The sequence below is a fragment of the Moritella sp. genome, assembly GCF_013215705.1.
Classification (GTDB): Bacteria; Pseudomonadota; Gammaproteobacteria; order Enterobacterales; family Moritellaceae; genus Moritella.
In genome coordinates this window covers 85,620-106,254 of record NZ_JABSQR010000019.1, presented here as the reverse complement: position 1 = coordinate 106,254, position 20,635 = coordinate 85,620, and the positions used below count along the sequence as shown (strand labels likewise).

Below are 20,635 nucleotides of genomic sequence, written 5' to 3'. Positions count from 1 at the left end.
TGGGAGACAGCCACGTCGAGCAGGTACGAAAGTAGGTCTTAGTGATCCGGTGGTTCTGAATGGAAGGGCCATCGCTCAACGGATAAAAGGTACTCCGGGGATAACAGGCTGATACCGCCCAAGAGTTCATATCGACGGCGGTGTTTGGCACCTCGATGTCGGCTCATCACATCCTGGGGCTGAAGTTGGTCCCAAGGGTATGGCTGTTCGCCATTTAAAGTGGTACGCGAGCTGGGTTTAGAACGTCGTGAGACAGTTCGGTCCCTATCTGCCGTGGGCGTTTGAGAATTGAGAGGAGCTGCTCCTAGTACGAGAGGACCGGAGTGGACGAACCACTGGTGTTCGGGTTGTCATGCCAATGGCATTGCCCGGTAGCTAAGTTCGGAACTGATAACCGCTGAAAGCATCTAAGCGGGAAGCAGGCCTCGAGATGAGTTCTCACTGGAGCTTTAAGCTCCCTGAAGGGCCGTTGGAGACTACAACGTTGATAGGCAAGGTGTGTAAGTGCTGTGAGGCATTGAGCTAACTTGTACTAATTACCCGTGAGGCTTAACCATACAAATTAAAGTATGATTAATTGAAATATCGACTTAAGAATAGAATTGAATACTTTATGTTTTAAAGACTTCTTTATTTATAGCTTTTCAGATTTACAATAGAAACGAAAGTTTCTTATAGAAAGCAAACCAGATTTGCTTGGTGACCATAGTGTTGCGGTACCACCTGATTCCATTCCGAACTCAGTAGTGAAACGTAATAACGCCGATGGTAGTGTGGGGTTTCCCCATGTGAGAGTAGGGCATCGCCAAGCGCCAAATTAGAGAGAGCCGATATCAGCAATGATATCGGCTTTTTTGTGTCTGAAATTTAAGGCAGTGGCGTGATCACTGTGAGATTGAATTAAAGGTCACTAGCTTAAGCTGCTGAACATAAAAAATTACAACAATAAAAAACCAGCCTACGGCTGGTTTTTGTGTATTTGGGGTTAGCAATGTTTACCTTTTAAATGATAAAGACCGTTAATCTCTGCGCTTTTAGTTTCATCTAGGAGTAGGTTTTCATATTTCTGTCGCAAAAACCAACATGTCGTTTTTTCTACATTGCATACTGAGTTCGTATGCTCCACAATTCCAATAGGTTATCAGTCTGGAGTTACCGTGTTTAATCTTTATCATTCGAATCAATTAGATATTTTAAAAGAGCTAATGGCTCACTTTATTGCGAAAGATCCACTTGCCGACCCTTTTGTCGAAGAGCAAGTTTTAGTTCAAAGTCCAGGTATGGCGCAATGGGTGAAGATGGAATTGGCAAAGTCGATGGGCATCTCGGCTAATATTACCTTCCCATTACCTGCTTCTTTTATTTGGAAAATGTTCCAAAAGGTATTGCCTGACATTCCCGACAAGAGTGCATTTAATAAAGAGGCTATGTCTTGGAAGTTAATGTTAATCCTTCCTGAGTTATTAGTGCTACCTGAGTTCGAATCATTAAAGCATTATCTAGCGGATGATCAAGATGATTACCGTCTATTCCAACTTTGCCAGAAAATATCCGACACATTTGACCAATATTTAGTGTATCGACCAGATTGGATAGCTAAATGGGAAGCTGGTGAAAATATTCATGCCGATACGCATCCTTGGCAGCCATTATTATGGCGTGAATTAGTGGCTAAAACAGCAGCTCTGGGTCAATCTCATTATCACCGTGCCAACTTATATGATCAATTTATCGCTTGTCTGAATAGTTCTACTTTTGATGCCAAGCTGCTACCTGATCGGATATTTGTATTTGGTGTATCGGCATTACCACCGCGTTATTTAGATGCACTGCGTGCTCTTGGTATGCATACTGAAATACACTTTATGTTATCGAACCCTTGTCGCTTGTACTGGGGTGATCTGATAGACCCTAAATGGCTGCTAAAGCAACGTACTATGGTTAATCATAACAATGAAACCCTTGGTATGAGTGATAAGGTGAGTGCTGATGATGAACAAACTGTGCGCGCTCTCTTTGATGAAGATGACGCATTTAAAGTGGGTAATCCACTACTCGCGTCTATGGGTAAATTGGGTCGCGATAATTTAGCGTTATTGACGGGTTTTGGTTGTCAGGAATTAGATGTTTTTGTGGAACCGACCGATGATGGACTACTTGCAAGTATTCAGCGCGATATTTTAGACTTGGCTGATCGCAGTATGGCAGAGTTTGATGTTTCACTACAGGATGCCAATACACGCGATAGTCGTTATAAACTCCCTATTAATCCTGCAGACACTTCACTTGAACTGCACAGCTGTCATAGTCCAATGCGAGAAATAGAAGTATTACATAATAATTTGCTCACTATGTTTTCGGAAAATCCAGATCTTAATCCCCGAGATGTGGTTATCATGATGCCTGATGTAAATGGTTACAGTCCTTATATTCAAGCGGTGTTTGGTGCGATGGACCGTTATGATGAACGGTATATTCCGTTTTCTATCTCAGATAGTGGCGCGCAGTATGATAATCCTATTTTACTCAGTTTTTTACAATTACTGGCGCTACCTTTATCGCGTTGTAACGTATCTGAATTATTGTCGTTATTAGAAGTACCGGCGGTACTGGCGCGTTTTGCTATTACGCCGGATGAGTTTAACCGATTACGCCAATGGATTGATGAATCTGGTATTCGCTGGGGTTTAGATGAAGATGATGCAACGCGTTTTGATTTACCGGGGATGAAACAAAATACTTGGTTATTTGGCTTACATCGTATGTTGCTGGGTTACGCTTATGGTGGTGATGATATTTATCAAGGCATATTGCCTTATCAAGAAGTGCAGGGGATCGAAGCTGAACTACTCGGTAAATTAGCTCACTTTATTGAAGCATTATTAGATAGTCTAACGTCATTACAAGATCCGAAACCGATAGCAGACTGGATCAAGTTAGGTAATACGCTGATAGATAGTTTTTATAAAATTGATGTGGATGATGAGCAATCAATAAAAATGATTCGAGATGCTTTTTCACATTTAGATGAGCAATTAAAAAGTGCCAGTTATGACAAACAAATCACTCCGTTAGTATTACGTGATTATTTAAATAATGCGTTATCACAAGCCGGTGCTAGTCAAAAATTTCTCGCGGGTCAAATTAACTTCTGTACCCTAATGCCGATGCGTTCAATTCCGTTTAAAGTTATTTGTTTGCTTGGTATGAATGATGGTGTTTATCCACGCTCAATTCCGCCAATGGGTTTTGATTTAATGGCTAACGATCATAAACAGGGGGATCGTAGTCGCCGTGATGATGACCGTTATTTATTTTTGGAAGCGTTGATTTCAGCCCAAAGTAAATTATATATCAGCTATATTGGCAGTAGTATTCGCGATAAGAGTGAACGTCTGCCATCTGTGTTAATAACTGAATTATTACAGTATTGTCAGCAAAGTTTTTGTATTACCGGTGATGAGGGCTTGTCGCCAGATGAATCCGCGAAAAAATTATTGATACATCTCATTCAGCAGCATGCTTTACAGCCATTTGATGCACGTTATTTTAATCCTGAAGCACCGACCTCTTTTGCCAAAGAGTGGCTACCTGCGCTTGCCCCCGCTGAAGAATTAAGACAATTTATGACGGAACCGCTGCCTGCGTTAATCCCCAATGATGATATGCAAGAGGTAGAGTTAGCTGAACTACTACGTTTTTATCGCCATCCGACTAAGTACTTCTTTAACCGCCGTTTAAAAGTTTATTTTAATCAGGCCAGTCTCGATGTGCTTGATGACGAACCTTTTGATGTTGATAACTTAGAAAAATATCACCTTAAAGCGCAATTGTTGGAAACTGAATTGATGGGTGGCGACATTAGTGTGGTGACTGAACGCTTGGTTGCCTCTGGACGTTTACCACTTGGTCGTTTTGGGCAGATCTCGCTGGATAAAGAAGTGAGCACCGTCAATCAACTTGCTCAGGTATTAATGCCGTTATTAACCAACAGTAATGATGATCTCGAAGTCGATATCCCTTTGGTTTCAGGGCGTTTAGTGGGTTGGTTAAAACAAATATATAACGGTGGTTTAGTACGACATAAACCGAGTGGTTTTAACGGTAAGGATTACCTGCAAGTTTGGCTGGAGCATTTATGTTTCTGTATTAGTATTAAAAACCCGGTTGCGACAACGCTTGTCCACCTTACGGCGGGTAAACCAGTTGTGCAACGACTTAGAGTCATTGAGCAATCTCGGGCGAGAGAATTACTATTTCAATTATTTGAGGTTTATAACGATGGCTGCTGCCAGCCTTTGGCGTTATTCCCTAAAACTGGCTGGGGTTGGGCAAAAACTAAATGTACAACTGCAGCGCCGGATGATTATAAATTAAGATCGGAAGCGTTATTGAATTTTGAAGGTGGTTATAACCGCATGGGTGAAAATGCGGATGATTATCTGCAACGTAGTTTTCCACGTTTAAATGATGAGGTATATACATTAATGTCAGCGTCTTCAGAGTCGGTGTTATTTCCAATATTTGAATACCTAGAGGATGTTGAATAATGGCTGACGTAAATATCCTTAATGCGATGACGTTTCCTCTCTATGGTGAGCGTTTGATCGAAGCATCTGCCGGTACAGGTAAAACGTTTACCATTGCCAGTTTATATTTGCGGTTATTATTGGGTCATGGCGGCGATAATGCTTATAACAAAGAAGGTCAAATCGAAGCATTAAATGTCGACCAAATATTGGTAGTAACATTTACAGAAGCGGCAACGGCTGAATTACGCGATCGTATTCGGGCTCGTATTCATCAAGCACGCATTGCCTTTAGTATTGGCTATAGTGATGATCCGGTGATTAATCTGTTACTGGCTGATACCCACGCTCAGGATTATGCGCGTTGTGCTAAATCATTATTGGCTGCAGAAAGGCAGATGGATGAAGCGGCTATTTATACCATTCATGGTTTTTGTCAGCGTATGCTGAAGCAAAATGCATTTGAGTCCGGGGCATTATTTGAAAGTGAATTTATTACTGATGAATCGCAGCTGAAATTTAATGCTATTGCTGATTTTTGGCGTAGTCATTTCTATCGTTATAAAGACGGTATGATTGATATGGTGCATAGCTTTTGGCCTTCACCACAAGCACTGCTGCGCGATATTTCGGGGTACTTATCTAATACCGATATCGAGTTTATTGCTAAAACCGGCAGTGATGATATTGAGCAGAGTTACGATAAATTAATTTTATCGATTCAGCAGGTCAAAGACGCATGGTTTACCAATGCCAGTGATCTCTGTGAATTAATTCAAGCGGGTAACTTGAATGGCAATAGTTATCGTGTTGCTAGCGTGGCAAAGTGGCTAAATGAAATGCTCAGTTGGTCGCAATCAGAAACTAAGCAAAATGACTTACCTGATAGTATCGTTAAATTTGCCCAGCATGCTTTAACCGCTAAAACTAAAAAAGGCAAACAATCGCCAGAGCATCCAGTGTTCTGCGATATTGAAGTCTTATTAGAGCAGCCATTATCACTTAAAGATTGTTTTATTGTGAGAGCTGTTGAGTACGTGCGTGCGCGTGTGATGAAAACCAAAAATCAATCACAGCTATTATCTTTTGATGATCTGTTGTCGGGATTATCTGCAGCATTAGTGGGCGATCAAGCTGCGAGTTTAGCTGAATGTATTCGCAGCCAATATCCGGTTGCCATGATTGATGAATTCCAAGATACCGATCAGCAACAATACGATATTTTTAATACTATCTACGGTAAACAAGATGGTGCTGGTTTATTTATGATTGGTGATCCGAAACAAGCTATTTATAGTTTCCGTGGTGCAGATATTTTTACCTATATGCAAGCCCGTGAAAATGTTGATGATCATTACACCTTAGCTAAAAATTGGCGTTCTTCGACTGCGATGGTCAGTGCGGTAAACCGTGTGTTTGGGCATGCCAATAAACCTTTCATTTATGAAGACAGTATTAGTTTTCAGCCTGTTGAGTCGCAAGGTAAAAGTAAACCTTTGTTATTGAATGGTGTTGAACCTGCAGCGTTACAACTTTGGTTACACGAAGACGAAGGTCAGAAAAATATGACCAAGGGCCTCTATCAACAAGTCTATGCCAAAGCGACGGCTAATCAGATTGCGACATTATTAACTGATGCGCAGCAAGGTAACGCGATATTAGCGGGTAGGGCTGTAAAAGCCGGTGATATTGCTATCCTTGTGCGAACGGGAGCGGAAGCTAAATTAGTGCGTGAGCAGCTTGATGCTTTATCTATTCCTAGTGTTTATATGTCGAATCGTGAAAGTGTATTCGCAACCCGTGAAGCGCGCGAGTTGTATCATATTTTTGCTGCTATTTTGAATCCTGAAGATGAAGGTTTATTGCGAGCGGCATTAGCGACCGCTATTTTTGAGAAACCAGCGATTGAGTTAGACCAGCTGAGTAATGATGAAAAAGTCTGGGAACAAACCGTTGCAGAATTTAAGCAATATCAAAATACCCTACAGTGGCAAGGATTTTTACCAGCATTAAGATTATTACTTAATCAGCAAAATATTGCCGCGATCATGCTCTCAGGACTGGGCGGTGATAGACGTTTGACTGATGTTCTGCATTTGGGCGAATTATTGCAAGAAGCGAGTTTGGAATTAGATGGCGAGTATAGTTTGTTCCGCTGGTTTGGTGAAAAAATTGAAAACCCAAATAGTGATGCACAAGAGCAGCTGGTTCGTTTAGAAAGTGAAGCCGATCTCGTACAAGTAGTGACGATCCATAAATCAAAAGGACTGGAATATAACTTAGTATTCCTGCCGTTTATTTGTGCGACAAGACAAGCGTCAACGCCACTTTATCATCAGGATGGTCATACTTATGTACATCTTGATTTAGATGATGAAGAGGCGTTAGAGTCAGCGAAAGAACAAGCTGATCAAGAGCGTCTTGCTGAAGATCTACGGCTGTTATATGTGGCATTAACGCGGGGTGTTTATGCAACTTGGCTAGGCTTAGGTGCGGTTAAAATGGGTAACTCTCATAACAAAATGCACTTAAATGCGATGGGCTATTTATTACAGCAAGGTGAAGAATGCAAAGATACTGAATTTAAAGCCTGTGTCGAAAAACTTGCCGAACAGCAGACTTGTGTTGATGTAGTGTCTCCTCCGTTAGCGGCGGTTGATGTTTATCAACCCATCGTTGCACCACCTGTGGTTTATCAAGCTAGGACGATGACCAATCCGATTAGTAAAAACTGGTGGGTAACGAGTTATTCTGCACTATCTCGCCATAGCCATGGTAATCGTCATTCTAGTTATGACGCATCACTGGAATTGCCGGGATTTGATGCCGAAGTGGATACCGAAAAAGAAGATGAACAAGAAGCCAGTTGGGATATTTTTAGTTTCCCGCGTGGTGCTGCGGCCGGTACCTTATTACATACGGTGTTTGAGCACATTGATTTTTCCAATGTTGACGAAGACATACTTACCGAGCAAATATTACAACTGCTTGAGCGCGAAGGGTATGACTTAGCTTGGTTGCCAGTATTACTTGAACTGGTTAACCAAGTACTGGATTGTCCATTGCAGGATGGCTTTAGTTTACGTCAGTTAACGCCAACCCAGAAAAAAGTGGAGATGGAATTCTTTATGCCGATTTCATCACTTAATTGTGATGATTTAAATTCATTGATAAAGCAGCATGATGGACTTTCTCAACAGGCTGGTGAACTTGATTTTCAACAAGTGAGCGGCATGCTAAAAGGGTTTATCGATCTGGTATTCGTCTATGAAGGTCGTTATTACGTACTGGATTATAAATCCAATCATTTAGGTGACAGCCAAGCGGATTATACCTTTGGTGCGATTAATCAGGTGATGATTGAGCATAGATATGAACTGCAGTACCAACTGTATACCTTAGCGTTACACCGTTTCTTACGTTCACGTATTTCAGATTACAACTATGAGCAACATTTCGGTGGCGTTTATTATTTGTTCTTACGTGGCATGCAAGTCGAAACTGCGGCTGAATACGGCGTCTTCTTCACCAAACCATCACTTGATTTTGTTATGCAGTTAGATGATTTATTTTTAGGAGAACTCGCATCATGAGTGTACTTCAATGTCTCAAAGAATTAGCCAACGAAAATAAAATTCGTCAATTGGATTACCAGTTTGCTCGTTTTATCAGTAATTATGAATCTGATCCCGCTATTATTTTATTAGCCTGCTTAACCAGTTATCAACTGGGAAAAGGGCATGTCTGTATTGATTTAAAAAATATAGACACTAGTGCGTTATTTGATTTGAATGTAACCCGTTCACATCTATTACTGGCTGAAGTACCGAGTCGTAGCACTACTTGGCCGACATTATTAGCAAATTCGGTGGTGGTTGGTGAGTCGGCACCATTACAGTTTGTGAACGATGCCAATAAATTATATTTACAGCGCTACTGGGCTTACGAGCTACAAGTAGCGCAGCAATTAAAAGACTTAGCAAAACAAAGTCAGCAACCGGATTTAAGCGCCAGTCTAAATCGTTTGTTCAAGCGTGATTATGGTTTTCTATTTCCTATTTTAGCGAAAGAACGAGAAGCGAACTTTAGTGCGCAAGCATTTGTGGCGAAATATCTCGATGTGGTGAAGAAAGGCCGGATTAGTTGGCAGGATGTGGAGCAGGTATTACTCACGGCTAAAAATGCCCAAGAGTTACATGCATTGGATAGTTTAATACCTGAAGCATACTGTTTAAATTGGCAAAAATTATCGGTGGCCGTTGCTGCTACTCGTCATTTTTCCGTTATCTCAGGGGGGCCAGGTACAGGTAAAACCACCACAGTAACCAAGTTATTAGCGTTATTAATCGAACAGGGATTATTAGCGCAACAAGCGTTAACCATTAAACTTGTAGCGCCAACTGGTAAAGCAGCTGCACGGTTAACTGAATCGATTGCGGGTGCCAAAGGTAAACTCGATTTACACGTTAGCGTCGCGGATCTCATCCCCGAGCAAGCGGGTACGATACATAGGTTATTAGGTGTTATCCCGAATAGACAAGCATTTCGCCATCATAAAGAAAACCCCTTACATCTTGATGTATTGGTGGTTGATGAAGCCTCGATGGTTGACTTACCCTTGATGGCAAAATTGTTAGCGGCATTACCACCGCATGCGCGGTTGATATTGTTGGGCGATAAAGATCAGCTTGCCTCGGTAGAAGCGGGGTCGGTATTGGCAGATATTTGTGCCTATGCTGAATCCGGTTATTCGGTAGAGCAGATTAACTGGCTGTCGAAGATCACTGACTATGAACTGAGTCAATATCAGGCCTCTGATGCAACCGCGATTTATGACAGTTTGTGTTTATTACGTAAGAGTTATCGTTTTGATGCGGAATCCGGTATTGGCTGTTTAGCTGGCGCGGTGAATCGAGGTGATCTGAATGAGTTTGATCGTGTTTGGGAAAATCAGCACGATGATATTCACTTGCATCCGTTGTCTACCGAAACCTACGACGCGCTAATTACAATGGCGAAGCAAGGTTATCAAGATTACCTTGCTAAGGTGGTGGTATCACCGAGCGATGACGAAGCTAAATCGATATTACGTAGTTTTAATGATTTTCAGATTCTAACGGCGATCAGAGAGGGTGACTTTGGTGTACATGGTTTAAATCAGCGTATCGAAAAGGCGTTACAGTCGGCGCGTAAGATCCGTAAACATCAGTCTGAATGGTATGCGGGTAGACCGATTATGATCACCAATAACGACCATGGCCTCGGTTTATACAATGGTGACATTGGCATTTGCATGCAAGATGACGATGATCGTATGCGGGTTTATTTTGAAATGGCGGATGGTAATGTGCAGTCTTTTCTACCAAGCAGATTGCCGCCACATCAAACGGTCTTTGCGATGACCATCCATAAATCGCAGGGTTCTGAATTTAGACATACGGTAATGATACTACCAAATCGCTTTAATCCGGTGCTAACCAGAGAGCTGGTTTATACCGGTATTACCCGTGCAAAAGAGAAGCTAGACATATTTACCAACGTCACGGTACTGAAAAAAGCGATTAAATTACGTACGGAACGGGTGAGTGGATTAATGGCATTACTTAATCAAGATTGATGGATCTGAGATTTAGACCCTTAATTATCATTTATCCTAAAAAGGCAGTGCTTTGTTATCGATATTGCAAGTATACAGTTAAAAAGTTAGCGTTTGATCACGTTTATGGTCAACTTACTGTGTTATCTTCGCCGCGTTTTTTCGTCAACGTATAATATATTGCTTAAAGCCTTGTTAGGAGAGTGTTTTGCTTAAGGATAAAAAAAGTCTAGTTAAAAATATTGGATTTCAAGTTGTAGTCGCTATGATTATCGGTACTGCGGTTGGTGCCTTTATGGGTGAAGGCGCTGCCATTTTTGCGCCATTGGGTGCCTTGTTCATTAATCTGATCAAAATGTTAGTGATCCCACTTGTTGCAGTATCGATTATTGCGGGTGCGGCGAATCTAGGTGATAGTCCTTCTGCCGGTAAAATCGGTGTGGGTACATTTGTATTCTTCATGTTGACGTCTGCGATTGCTGTGGCACTTGCGTTAGTCATGGGTACCGTATTTGAACCCGGCGCTGGTGTTGATTTTTCTCAACATGGTGTAGGTTTAGCCGTCGTAACTGCTGAGCAGGGTACACTGCCGGGTGTATTTGATACTATTATTGGCATGATCCCAACTAACGTATTTAGTGCGTTAAGCAGTGGTAACATTCTCCAAATTTTAGTATTCAGTATCTTCTTTGGTATTGCATTAACGAAAGTTGAACGTAAACGTGCCAAACCAATTATGGATGGCTTAAATACCATTATCGATGCATTCGTGTGGATGATTAACTGCGTGATGATTATTGCCCCAATTGGTGTATTTGGTCTGATGGCGGAATCGGTTGGTACGTTTGGTTTTAGTGCGCTAGCTGTGGTAATGAAACTATTTGTTGTTTATATTGCTGCGATTATTATCTATGGCTTTATTTTCTATCCACTTGTTGTGAAATTCTTCTCTGATACGCCAGTACTAAAATTCATGTCTGCGATGAAGAAACCACAAGCGTTAGCATTATCGACAGCGTCATCAATGGCGACATTGCCAGTGACATTGGAAGTATGTGAAAAAGAATTGAACATTGCTAACTCAACGGCATCGTTTGTATTGCCGTTAGGTGCGACGATCAACATGAGTGGTAATGCTATTTATTACGGGCTAGTCGCCGTGTTCTTTGCACAAATGTTTAATGTTGAATTAGGGATGGCGGCTTATGCTGCGATTATCTTCACATCGACATTAGGTGCGATTGGTCAAGCGGGTGTTCCTGGACCGTCTTTCCTTGTTGTTGCAGTATTATTGGCGGCGGGCATTCCAATCGAAGGTTTACCACTATTATTCGCGTTAGACCGTATCTTTGACATGGTGCGTACTGCATTGAATATTACCGGTGATGCGGTTTGTGCCGTGGTGATGGATAAATATAACCCTGAACATCAAGTAACTAAATAATAAAGATTTAGGACTACATATTCAAATGAATAAAATAAAAAGCCACACCCGTTCGGTGTGGCTTTTTTATGTTTGGAATTTATAGTTAATATCTAGTTAGACTTGATTAAATTGACTCAGTACATGTTGAGCTTGTTCATTGATATCTTTGGTGCCATCCAACCAATGTATTTTAGCTCCGTTACGTTCCATCCTTCTAAACCAAGTATCTTGGCGTTTGGCGTATTTATGGATCGCGACATTGAGTTTATCAAACATGTCTTCATAACTAATCTTACCCGCAACATACTGACTGACAAAGCGATATTCAAGGCCAAAATATTCTAGTTTTTCATGTGTGACACCTTGCGCTAACAAGCCTTTCACTTCTTCTATCATGCCGTTTTCTAAGCGCTCTTTTAAACGTAGGGTAATACGTTGGCGTAATACACTGCGTTCCCATTTAATGCCAAAATAAAGCGGTTTGATATCAGGTAAAGGGGTTTTAACCGCAGGCGTGGTTAGCGATGTTGCATGCTGGGCTATTTCAATGGCGCGGTATAAGCGTGGTCGTACGGTAATATCGGCTGCTTGATATGCATCGCTGTCTAACTCAAGTAAGATTTGTTGTACGGCTTCGAGTGCCATGTTGGCAAACTGTTCACGCTGGCTAATGTTTTTATCCACTTGCACAAATTCATAACCAGCAACCACCGCATCTATGTATAAGCCGGTACCGCCGACAAGGAGGGGTAATTTACCGCGTTGGTTAATGTCTTTAAATACCTTGAAGAAATCGCGTTGAAATTGAAAGGCGTTATATTCTTTACCGGGTTCGATAATATCAATTAAATGATAAGGTATCTCGCCATATTCAGCTAAGTCTTTGCCTGATCCAATATCTAAACCAGTATATACCTGTCGAGAATCACCCGAGATCACTTCCCCGTTTAATTGTTTCGCCAGATCGACACCTAAACGTGTTTTCCCCGATGCGGTCGCGCCGAGTACGACGATAAGATTGTATTGTTGTTGAGACATTAAATTACCTGAATGAAAAATTGTGCTGTGTGCAGGCCGAAATGGTAACTCAAGCTTGCTATGTGACCAATAGTCTTTTTCACTTTGTCGTGAAACTTATTTTAATTTAGATGAAATTCAAAGGTTAATTAATGGAATATTGGATAAATCTCAGTTATGCAGTCAAAAAGGTGGTATTTTTTCAAGATTATTCAAATTATACGCTAGATGATTAGGGTTTTAGCGTTATAATCGACTTCTTGAATTGTTACTTATGATCGGAAAAGTTGTAATGTCGCTTAATGCTAATCTTGATGAATTAGATAAAAAAATCCTTAATGCACTCATGGTTAACGCGCGTGTACCTTATGCTGAACTGGCGAAAAAGTTTAACGTAAGTGCGGGTACTATTCATGTTCGTGTCGAAAAAATGAAAACAACAGGTGTGATTCTTGGCACTAAAGTTGAAGTTTGCCCGAAAAAGCTTGGTTACGACGTGTGTTGTTTTATTGGTATTAATCTAAAAAGCGCAAAGGATTACCCTTCTGCGTTGGCGCAATTAAAAGCGTTAGATGAAGTTGTTGAAGCGTATTACACAACGGGTAATTACAATATTTTTGTTAAGTTGATGACGCGCTCGATTGATGAACTACAAAAAGTACTGATTGATAAAATTCAACAGATTGAAGAAGTACAATCGACCGAAACATTGATCTCATTACAAAACCCAATTAGTCGTGGTGTTCACCCATAACCTTCACCGCTAATTATAAATGACATAAATGCTATAAGTTAACCTCATCCTGATCAATAATGAGGTTAACGTCAATTTGTTGTATGAAGGAATAACAATGAAAGAGCAGGGATTCACGACTCATTTAGTTCATCATGATCACAACCAAAATTTAGAGTTTGGGGCTATTCATGCACCCATTTATAACTCTGCAACTTACGGTTATGATGACATTCACGATCTTATCGATATCTTCCAAGGCCGCCAAGCTGGCCAAGCCTATGCTCGTCAAGCGACGCCAACGATTGATATGTTACAAAACATGATCTGCGAAATGGAGCAGGGTAAAGCATCATTATGTTTTAGCTCTGGTATGGCGGCGATTGTCGCGGTATTTTTGACTTTATTAAAAGGTGGCGATCATATTGTTGCCAGCCGTTTCTTATTTGGTAATACCTCAAGTGTATTTGGTACCTTAAAAAGTTTTGGCATTGAAGTGACACTTGTTGATGCGACAGATGTGGCTAACGTTGCTGCAGCTTGCCAAGCCAATACCAAAATGGTGTTTGTAGAAACAATTGCTAATCCGGCGACCCAAGTTTGTGACTTAGCCGAAATCGGCGAGTTATGTGATGCCAAAGGTTTACTATATGTTGTTGATAATACCTTAACATCAGCCTATTTATTCCAGCCTAAAGCGGTGAAATGTCATCTTATTGTGACGTCACTATCCAAGTACTTTGGTGGTCACGGTAATGTTATCGGTGGTTCTGTCACTGATACTGGGTTATTTGATTGGTCACAATATCCAAATATCTTCGAAGCGTACCGTAAAGGTGATCCGGCTATGTGGGGTTATACGCAAATGAAGAAGAAAGGTCTGCGTGACATGGGCGCCTGCCTTAGTTCTGAAGCGGCTGGCCAATTAGCGCTAGGCTCAGAAACAATGGCGCTGCGTATAAAACAATCGTCAAGTTCGGCACTGGCTTTAGCATTAATGTTAGAGAATCATCCAAAAGTTGAACGTGTTTATTATCCAGGTTTAGAATCGCATCCTGAATATGTCCGTGCTAAATCATTATTTTCTGCATCAGGGGCTATGTTAAGCTTAGATTTGAAAGAAGGCTTGGATTGCTGCCAATTTTTGAATGAATTGAAATTGGTGATTAGTGCCACGCATTTAGGTGATAACCGTAGCTTAGCACTGCCTGTCGCACCGACTATTTTCCATGAAATCGGTCTCGCGGCACGTCAAGAGTCGGGTATCAGTGAAAGCATGATCCGTTGTTCGATTGGTATTGAAGATACCGATGATTTACTGGCTGATTTTACTCAAGCATTAGCCAGTCTTTAAATCTGTTAAGTTTGAACTATATTGAAAGAAAGGCCTAAGTGATCACTTAGGCCTTTTTGTTTATGATGGTATTAATTGATATGAATTATTTATCGTTACCTAGTCGTACTTGCTATAATCAAAGTCAATTTGCTTATCTTTATGGATCACTCGACAAGGACCGTATTCACGCTGAGTTATTGTTGTTGCTGAGCCGATATGTAAGGTTACATTATCAAAAATACATTTCCCGACGTTAATGTGATGTTCTTGGTAGTATTGCTCTAGCTCAAGTTGCAACTGCTGTAACTCCACCTCATCATCAAAGCGTTGCTGGTTGAATCTATTTTTTTCATACAACATTTCTTTTATTTTAGTAACGACACCGTGATCGTGTTTCCATTGTTCTTTGGGTGGTAGATTATTAATCTTAATCCACAGTGAGTTGTCTTGTTCAACTAAGGTCTTTAATTTTTCGCTCCGGTCTTGTACTTGAACCCGGACCTTGTCTTCTTGCATTGCGCAAAAAATTTCAGTTTTTGTACCTGATGTGGCGCCAATGCTGACCACGTTAATACCATTATTTGCATTAACAGTGCCGCCCACGATATCACCATGGCGGTTAAAACCATCGCTTACGGTAAGTTTCCCTTTAGTATGGGTAACACTGTGCAGTAACTGCTTGGTGATGGTGATGTCCCCGGTCGCGGTTAGTTCTGAGTATTGTACGAATTGAGCGCGTATTTGCCCTTGAGCACTAATTTTGGTAGCGAGTTGATGATTGTAATTGTTATTTTTATTGGTTAATTGCCGTCCTAAAATACCTTTGTTGACAATAATATCGCCTTTGGCTTCTAGGGTTGCGGAATCAACAAATCCCATCACGGTGATATCACCACTACTTTTAACGATCATTTCGGCATCAACGTTACCTGTGATCAGGATGCTGCCTTTAAACTCAATATGACCTGTGCCGACATCAACATTTTTAATTGTCAGCATATCATCAATTTGCAATACGTCCCTGACCTCGACTGCTTGACCTGTCATGGTGGCAAGTAATCTTAATGGATTGTTAGGGTCGATACAGGTGCCTGGACCCGCTTGTAGCTTGGTGTCTTTACCTGATTTTGGTAACAGTTCTTTACCGAGTAGATCAAACCCTTTGGTGCCATCATCAGCGGGTATTTTTTCGATTAATACATCGTTCACCTGTACCATGTTTATTTCACCCAGATTACGCATATCAACATTACCATCCGTTTTGACTTTCGGTTGTAATAAACGTTCTCGGGCCAATGATACTTGACGTTTTAATTCGGCATTTTTACCATGAATAGGGAGCTGACCTTCAGCAACAATAATCTTAACGTGTTCACCGGGAGCGAGTATTGAGAGTTGTTTTAGTTGTTCGGTGATCTTTTGCTTATCAATACCGATATGGATATTATTGTTATTTAGTTCATCTAAAATATCAGCAAGTGCAATTTGATGATCGCCCCAGCCCGCGGTTAAATTTACTTCCGCTTGCATGTTATCTTTGTTCAGTAAGATTTCAATCTTACCGTTATGTCGCTCTGCTAAAATAAATAAAAACTCTTCAGCACCTGCGGATTTACCCGTTAGTTTATTTATTTGGGCGACGGCTTCTTCAAGATTCGCAAGAATAGGGGATAATTGATTGAAAGGCTCAACATGGAGTAAGCCAAGTAAATTCGGAACTGTTAGTGGCGCGTGTGTATTTGGGACCAGACGAATTTCGACTTGATTATGGTCTTCGCTTAACCTAATTAATTCTGCGTCCAGCATACAAGTTCCTAAAATTATTAGGGGGAAATCGTTTCTCGATTATAGCAGTATAAACTCAGCCAAAAGTAGTATTAACGTATTGAAATACTCGGTTTAGTGATCTTAAACTGACTTTTTTAACAAATCGATTCATTGTATTGTCATGTGGTGATACGTTGGTTTTTAACTCTGGTTAAGGCGAAGGTTATAGCTGTTGGTTGATATATTATAATGTGTTTTCTGAATAATGTAGTTGATACTTGTTCATCACTTACTTACAAAAATAGCGAGCCAAGATAGTAAAATGCGATGTTTGCGTTTATAGAACGACTCTTTCCTCTTTCTTCTTTCTTCAATGCTCAATGAATCCTGATGCTTTTAGTTATGTGCATTTACTTGTTGTGATAAGGCTGGCATGGTATTATCCGCACCCGTTAATTATACTGTTGTTGCCCGGTCGCAGGCAGCAGTTAAAAGACGCTTACTTATCTGGATTCAGTCCAGATCTAAATATTACTACTTATATTAGGAAAAGATTATGTCTTTCACTTTTGAAGCACAAGTACGTTCAGACCTTGGGAAAGGTGCGAGCCGCCGCCTACGTCACGCTAACAAATTCCCTGCTGTAATCTACGGTAAAGGCGAAGAAGCTATCTCTATCGAATTAGAGCACGATGTTGTTAACAACGCACAACGTAACGAAGAGTTCTTCTCTTCAGTTATTACGCTTGTAGTTGACGGTACTGAAATGGCTGTTACAGTTAAAGCTATGCAACGCCACGCGTTCAAGCCAAAAGTTCAACACATTGATTTCATCCGCGCTTAATATCGGATTGTTATACTTGTGATAAGAGCGCCATGTTGATGATTCGACATGGCGCTTTTTTTATGGTTTTTTACAGACTATCTGTGCAATAGCGCGGTCAGGATCTCGTTCAATCCCTTCAAAATAATGCAAACATTCCCAGTCACTGAACATCGCTTTTAATTCCCCCAACTGTAATAGAAATGCATCACGATTAGGTCGACCAAATTGTCTGTTTTCGACAGTGAACGTTTCATAGATCACGATACCACCAGAACATACCGCTTGCTTGATAGCGTCAATGAGTGGTCGATGTAAATATCGAAACACCACTATACCTTGATAGTGATTAGCGGGTAATTGTTGTTCACCATTTTCAAAGTCAATTTGCCAGCATTGCTCGGTACTCACACCCGATACAGCCGCTATACTGGTTAATGCAGTCTGGTTTTGATCGGAAAAAATAGTCGGTATCTGCTGTTGATGCAGGTACAAACCATTGCGACCGGCGCCACAGGCTAAATCCAATACCGGTTTACCTGACGGCTGGAACAAGGTGCTGTATTGTTGTAATAGTGCCGATGCTGTCATATAAACCCCTTAAGCGAGTGCTAACCACGACATCACATCATGACTTTTTGCGACACCCAGAATATAAGCAAAAATTGCTATCGCAGCTACACTTGCCCATAAACGTATGATAGCTGTCTTACCGCGTTTAATGGCAATGGTTCCCACTATAATATAAGCGATAAGGGCGATTAACTTTGCGGTTAACCAAGCATCAGCAAACGGATATTGTTGGATTGTCATCATTAAGTGACCCGCTAATAAAATAACTAGCGTATCAATGATGTGCGGTAATATTTTGATTACCTTATGCTGTAATAATGCAGATTCTGTGACCGACAAAATTGAACGAAAAATAAAGAAAGTGATACTAAGGTAAGCCATGCCCATGTGCATGTGTTTAACAAATGCGTAATCCATTTTAATTGCCCATTGTAAAAAGTAATGTGATTAAATCGATTAAGGGGGGGGGATTTAGTATCCACCTTAATACGCGTGTTAGTGACGTCTTCGCGAGAAGTATATCTAATTATGGCGGGGTTAGATAATGAATGAGGTATACATACATTTTTAATTTTATATCTTAAGGCTGCTGACTTAAGATAGGTGTAGTGTCAAAATTGGGAACTTATTGAATGCGATTTTATATTTTAATCTGCCTATTACTTTCTTCTTTCGTTTATGCCGAGCAAAGTGCAACTGCGTTTGATCCTGCGGCGACAGTGGCTAGTGCGCAGTTATTATCCACGGCGAACGGCGTTAATGGTGCCACGATATTGTCTATGGGCTTAAAAATAACCTTAGATGATGAGTGGAAAACCTATTGGAGTTCACCTGGGCTAGCCGGGGCTCCCCCGAGTATTGACTGGCAAGGATCTGAAAATTTAGCGGGTGTTGAATGGTTATGGCCGGTACCGCAGCGCATGATGGTGTATGACGTTGAGACGTATGGTTACAAACACGAAGTTATTTATCCTCTGCAAGTGAGTATTATTGATCCCAGTAAAGCGTTAGCGTTACAAGCTAAAACTACCATGTTAGTGTGTCGTGAAGTGTGCATTCGTGCGCAAGTGGATCTGGTCTTAAATCTCCCCGCGACCGCAAGCAGTATTGATAAAGCCTCAAGTGCGCAGCTACAGCCTTACGTCGCCAATGTCCCGGTGGATATTAGTGCTACGTCGGCCTCTATCCAGCAGTTTGGCTGGGACAGTGCATCATCGCAATTATTAATTGAAGTGGCAGGGCTAACCACGCCAGTGCTTGATGGTTTCGTTGAAGGGGTGGATTTTACTTTATTTAGTCAGCCGCAAATAAGCCAGCAAGATGGGGTGACGCGGTTAATTATACGGGTTGAAGACATGGCGGGCACGCCTGCTCGTTTAGATCCTCAACAAGCGTTAAAAGTGACGCTAACCAATGCACACGGGGGCATTACATTTACAGATACCATTAAACCCACCGTGATTGAACAAACCTTACCAAGTTGGATATACATGTTGCTGCTGGCGGTTGTTGGTGGTTTGATTCTTAATTTAATGCCGTGTGTATTACCGGTATTGTCGATTAAATTATTAGGTGTGGTCGAATCGGTCAGTGAATCGAGTGCGCAACGACGGGTTAACTTTTTATTAAGCGCTGCTGGTATTTTTGTGGCGTTTTGGTTACTGGCATTACTCTTTATAGGCTTAAAGTACTTTGGTATTGGTTTTGGTTGGGGAGTGCAATTCCAGTCGGCCACATTTTTATTGATCATGATCCCGGTATTACTGTTATTTGCATTAAATCTATTGGATAAATTTGATGTGCAGTTACCACAAAGTTTAATGGATAGGTTGTCTGGCTCTAATAAGGGGCATTTTTATCAAGGTATCTTTGCGGTGTTATTAGCAACGCCTTGCTCTGCGCCTTTTTTAGGTACCGCGGTTGCCTTTGCCTTAGCTGGTTCAAGCTGGCAGATTATGGTGATATTTAGTGGTTTAGCCTTGGGTTTATCTCTGCCATATTTACTTATCGCGATGTGGCCAAATAGCGTGAACGTGATGCCAAAGCCGGGTCTGTGGATGGTGCGCTTTCGTCAGTTTTTAGCGGCCTTATTGTGCGCTACGTTAGTGTGGCTGATTTGGCTACTGCAAGCACATCTAAGCATGATGTTGTGGGTTGTTTTTAGCATCATTATTTGTGCCATGGTGATACTCTTGATCGTGAAACCTGGGCCTAAATCACTGGTCACGACATTGGCACTATATCTGCTGTTGGCGAATACCATTATTTGGTCGCCTGAATCAGAGACGTTATTACAGCGTAATGATATTCAGTCTGGATCAGAAATTCATTGGCAGGTATTTGAGCCAGAAAAAATTGCGGGATATGTAGCGGAAGGAAAAACCGTGTTTATCGATATTACCGCAGATTGGTGTATTACCTGTGTGGTGAATGAACGTGCAGTGCTGCAACGTAGTGATATTATCGCCCGTTTAAATGCGGATAACGTGGTGGCGATGAAAGGAGATTGGACTAAACCGGATAGTCAAATTGAAGCGTATTTAAAACGCCATGGTCGTTATGCAATTCCATTTAATCAGGTGTTTGGTCCGGCATTACCACAAGGGAAGTTGTTACCGGAGTTATTAACCAAAGATGCCGTCACTATCGCATTGGTACAGGCTGGACAGTAATTCAGACATATTGTTGTGTTATTACGGCATTAAAAATTGGGGCAGGGCAAAAAACGAATGCAAACTAAACGCATGGTTTTTTGTCTTGCAGTTCGATTATTTTGCTGTTCTAATTGCGCTCTTCTGAATTTATACAAGACTCATTTTATTGTTGAACCAAGTG

The 20,635-nt window shown here is 41.2% G+C and carries 12 protein-coding genes and 2 rRNA genes; 10 read left to right on the top strand and 4 right to left on the bottom strand.

What is annotated here, in order from left to right:
• From HRT96_RS13935 to HRT96_RS13910, 6 genes are all read left to right on the top strand, one after another.
• Positions 1-557, top strand: a 23S ribosomal RNA gene (locus HRT96_RS13935); the annotation flags it as partial.
• A gap of 138 nt (positions 558-695) precedes the next feature.
• A 5S ribosomal RNA gene (gene rrf / locus HRT96_RS13930) occupies positions 696-811 on the top strand.
• 346 nt (positions 812-1,157) lie between these two features.
• The gene (recC, locus tag HRT96_RS13925; RefSeq protein WP_293157796.1) at positions 1,158-4,550 is read left to right on the top strand and encodes an exodeoxyribonuclease V subunit gamma; all 3,393 of its coding nucleotides are present in this window, start codon (positions 1,158-1,160) and stop codon (positions 4,548-4,550) included.
• A complete protein-coding gene (recB, locus tag HRT96_RS13920) occupies positions 4,550-8,122 on the top strand; it encodes an exodeoxyribonuclease V subunit beta (RefSeq protein WP_293157793.1) in 3,573 nt (1,190 codons plus the stop codon). Before recC ends, recB begins: the two co-directional genes overlap by 1 nt.
• Positions 8,119-10,146: an exodeoxyribonuclease V subunit alpha gene (gene recD, locus HRT96_RS13915; protein WP_293157790.1), complete on the top strand. Its 2,028-nt coding sequence runs from the start codon at positions 8,119-8,121 to the stop codon at positions 10,144-10,146. Before recB ends, recD begins: the two co-directional genes overlap by 4 nt.
• A gap of 187 nt (positions 10,147-10,333) precedes the next feature.
• Positions 10,334-11,569, top strand: coding sequence for a dicarboxylate/amino acid:cation symporter (locus HRT96_RS13910; RefSeq protein ID WP_293157787.1), 1,236 nt, complete (start codon positions 10,334-10,336; stop codon positions 11,567-11,569).
• 96 nt (positions 11,570-11,665) lie between these two features.
• Here the strand turns inward: HRT96_RS13910 and miaA are convergent, their stop codons facing one another.
• Positions 11,666-12,589, bottom strand: a complete 924-nt coding sequence (miaA, locus tag HRT96_RS13905) for a tRNA (adenosine(37)-N6)-dimethylallyltransferase MiaA (RefSeq protein ID WP_293157784.1) — start codon at positions 12,587-12,589, stop codon at positions 11,666-11,668.
• Between the two features lie 271 nt (positions 12,590-12,860).
• On the opposite strand from miaA, the gene asnC reads away from it, so the two are divergent.
• Together asnC and HRT96_RS13895 are read left to right on the top strand one after the other, a co-directional pair.
• Positions 12,861-13,322, top strand: a complete 462-nt coding sequence (gene asnC / locus HRT96_RS13900; RefSeq protein WP_006032709.1) for a transcriptional regulator AsnC — start codon at positions 12,861-12,863, stop codon at positions 13,320-13,322.
• Between the two features lie 97 nt (positions 13,323-13,419).
• Complete coding sequence (locus tag HRT96_RS13895) at positions 13,420-14,655, top strand: cystathionine gamma-synthase family protein (protein ID WP_293157781.1); 1,236 nt, start codon at positions 13,420-13,422, stop codon at positions 14,653-14,655.
• Positions 14,656-14,754: 99 nt separating this feature from the next.
• Here the strand turns inward: HRT96_RS13895 and HRT96_RS13890 are convergent, their stop codons facing one another.
• Positions 14,755-16,443, bottom strand: coding sequence for a DUF342 domain-containing protein (locus HRT96_RS13890; RefSeq protein ID WP_293157778.1), 1,689 nt, complete (start codon positions 16,441-16,443; stop codon positions 14,755-14,757).
• 517 nt (positions 16,444-16,960) lie between these two features.
• On the opposite strand from HRT96_RS13890, the gene rplY reads away from it, so the two are divergent.
• The gene (rplY, locus tag HRT96_RS13885; RefSeq protein ID WP_006032712.1) at positions 16,961-17,248 is read left to right on the top strand and encodes a 50S ribosomal protein L25; all 288 of its coding nucleotides are present in this window, start codon (positions 16,961-16,963) and stop codon (positions 17,246-17,248) included.
• A 60-nt stretch (positions 17,249-17,308) separates the two neighbouring features.
• On the opposite strand, the gene HRT96_RS13880 is transcribed toward rplY, so the two are convergent.
• Positions 17,309-17,818, bottom strand: coding sequence for a tellurite resistance protein (locus HRT96_RS13880; protein WP_293157774.1), 510 nt, complete (start codon positions 17,816-17,818; stop codon positions 17,309-17,311).
• A gap of 9 nt (positions 17,819-17,827) precedes the next feature.
• A complete protein-coding gene (locus tag HRT96_RS13875) occupies positions 17,828-18,217 on the bottom strand; it encodes a SirB2 family protein (RefSeq protein ID WP_293157771.1) in 390 nt (129 codons plus the stop codon).
• Between the two features lie 215 nt (positions 18,218-18,432).
• On the opposite strand from HRT96_RS13875, the gene HRT96_RS13870 reads away from it, so the two are divergent.
• Positions 18,433-20,472 carry a protein-disulfide reductase DsbD domain-containing protein gene (locus HRT96_RS13870; protein WP_293157768.1) on the top strand — a complete coding sequence of 680 codons (2,040 nt, stop codon included), beginning with the start codon at positions 18,433-18,435 and terminating at the stop codon, positions 20,470-20,472.
• Positions 20,473-20,635 lie beyond the last annotated feature (163 nt).

Excerpts from the sequence above, each read along its gene's own strand:
- miaA (WP_293157784.1), bottom strand. The coding sequence starts at position 12,589 with ATGTCTCAACAACAATACAATCTTATCGTCGTACTCGGCGCGACCGCA.
- recB (WP_293157793.1), top strand. The coding sequence starts at position 4,550 with ATGGCTGACGTAAATATCCTTAATGCGATGACGTTTCCTCTCTATGGT.
- HRT96_RS13870 (WP_293157768.1), top strand. The coding sequence starts at position 18,433 with ATGCGATTTTATATTTTAATCTGCCTATTACTTTCTTCTTTCGTTTAT.
- HRT96_RS13875 (WP_293157771.1), bottom strand. The coding sequence starts at position 18,217 with ATGGATTACGCATTTGTTAAACACATGCACATGGGCATGGCTTACCTT.
- HRT96_RS13895 (WP_293157781.1), top strand. The coding sequence starts at position 13,420 with ATGAAAGAGCAGGGATTCACGACTCATTTAGTTCATCATGATCACAAC.
- recD (WP_293157790.1), top strand. The coding sequence starts at position 8,119 with ATGAGTGTACTTCAATGTCTCAAAGAATTAGCCAACGAAAATAAAATT.
- asnC (WP_006032709.1), top strand. The coding sequence starts at position 12,861 with ATGTCGCTTAATGCTAATCTTGATGAATTAGATAAAAAAATCCTTAAT.
- HRT96_RS13880 (WP_293157774.1), bottom strand. The coding sequence starts at position 17,818 with ATGACAGCATCGGCACTATTACAACAATACAGCACCTTGTTCCAGCCG.
- rplY (WP_006032712.1), top strand. The coding sequence starts at position 16,961 with ATGTCTTTCACTTTTGAAGCACAAGTACGTTCAGACCTTGGGAAAGGT.
- HRT96_RS13890 (WP_293157778.1), bottom strand. The coding sequence starts at position 16,443 with ATGCTGGACGCAGAATTAATTAGGTTAAGCGAAGACCATAATCAAGTC.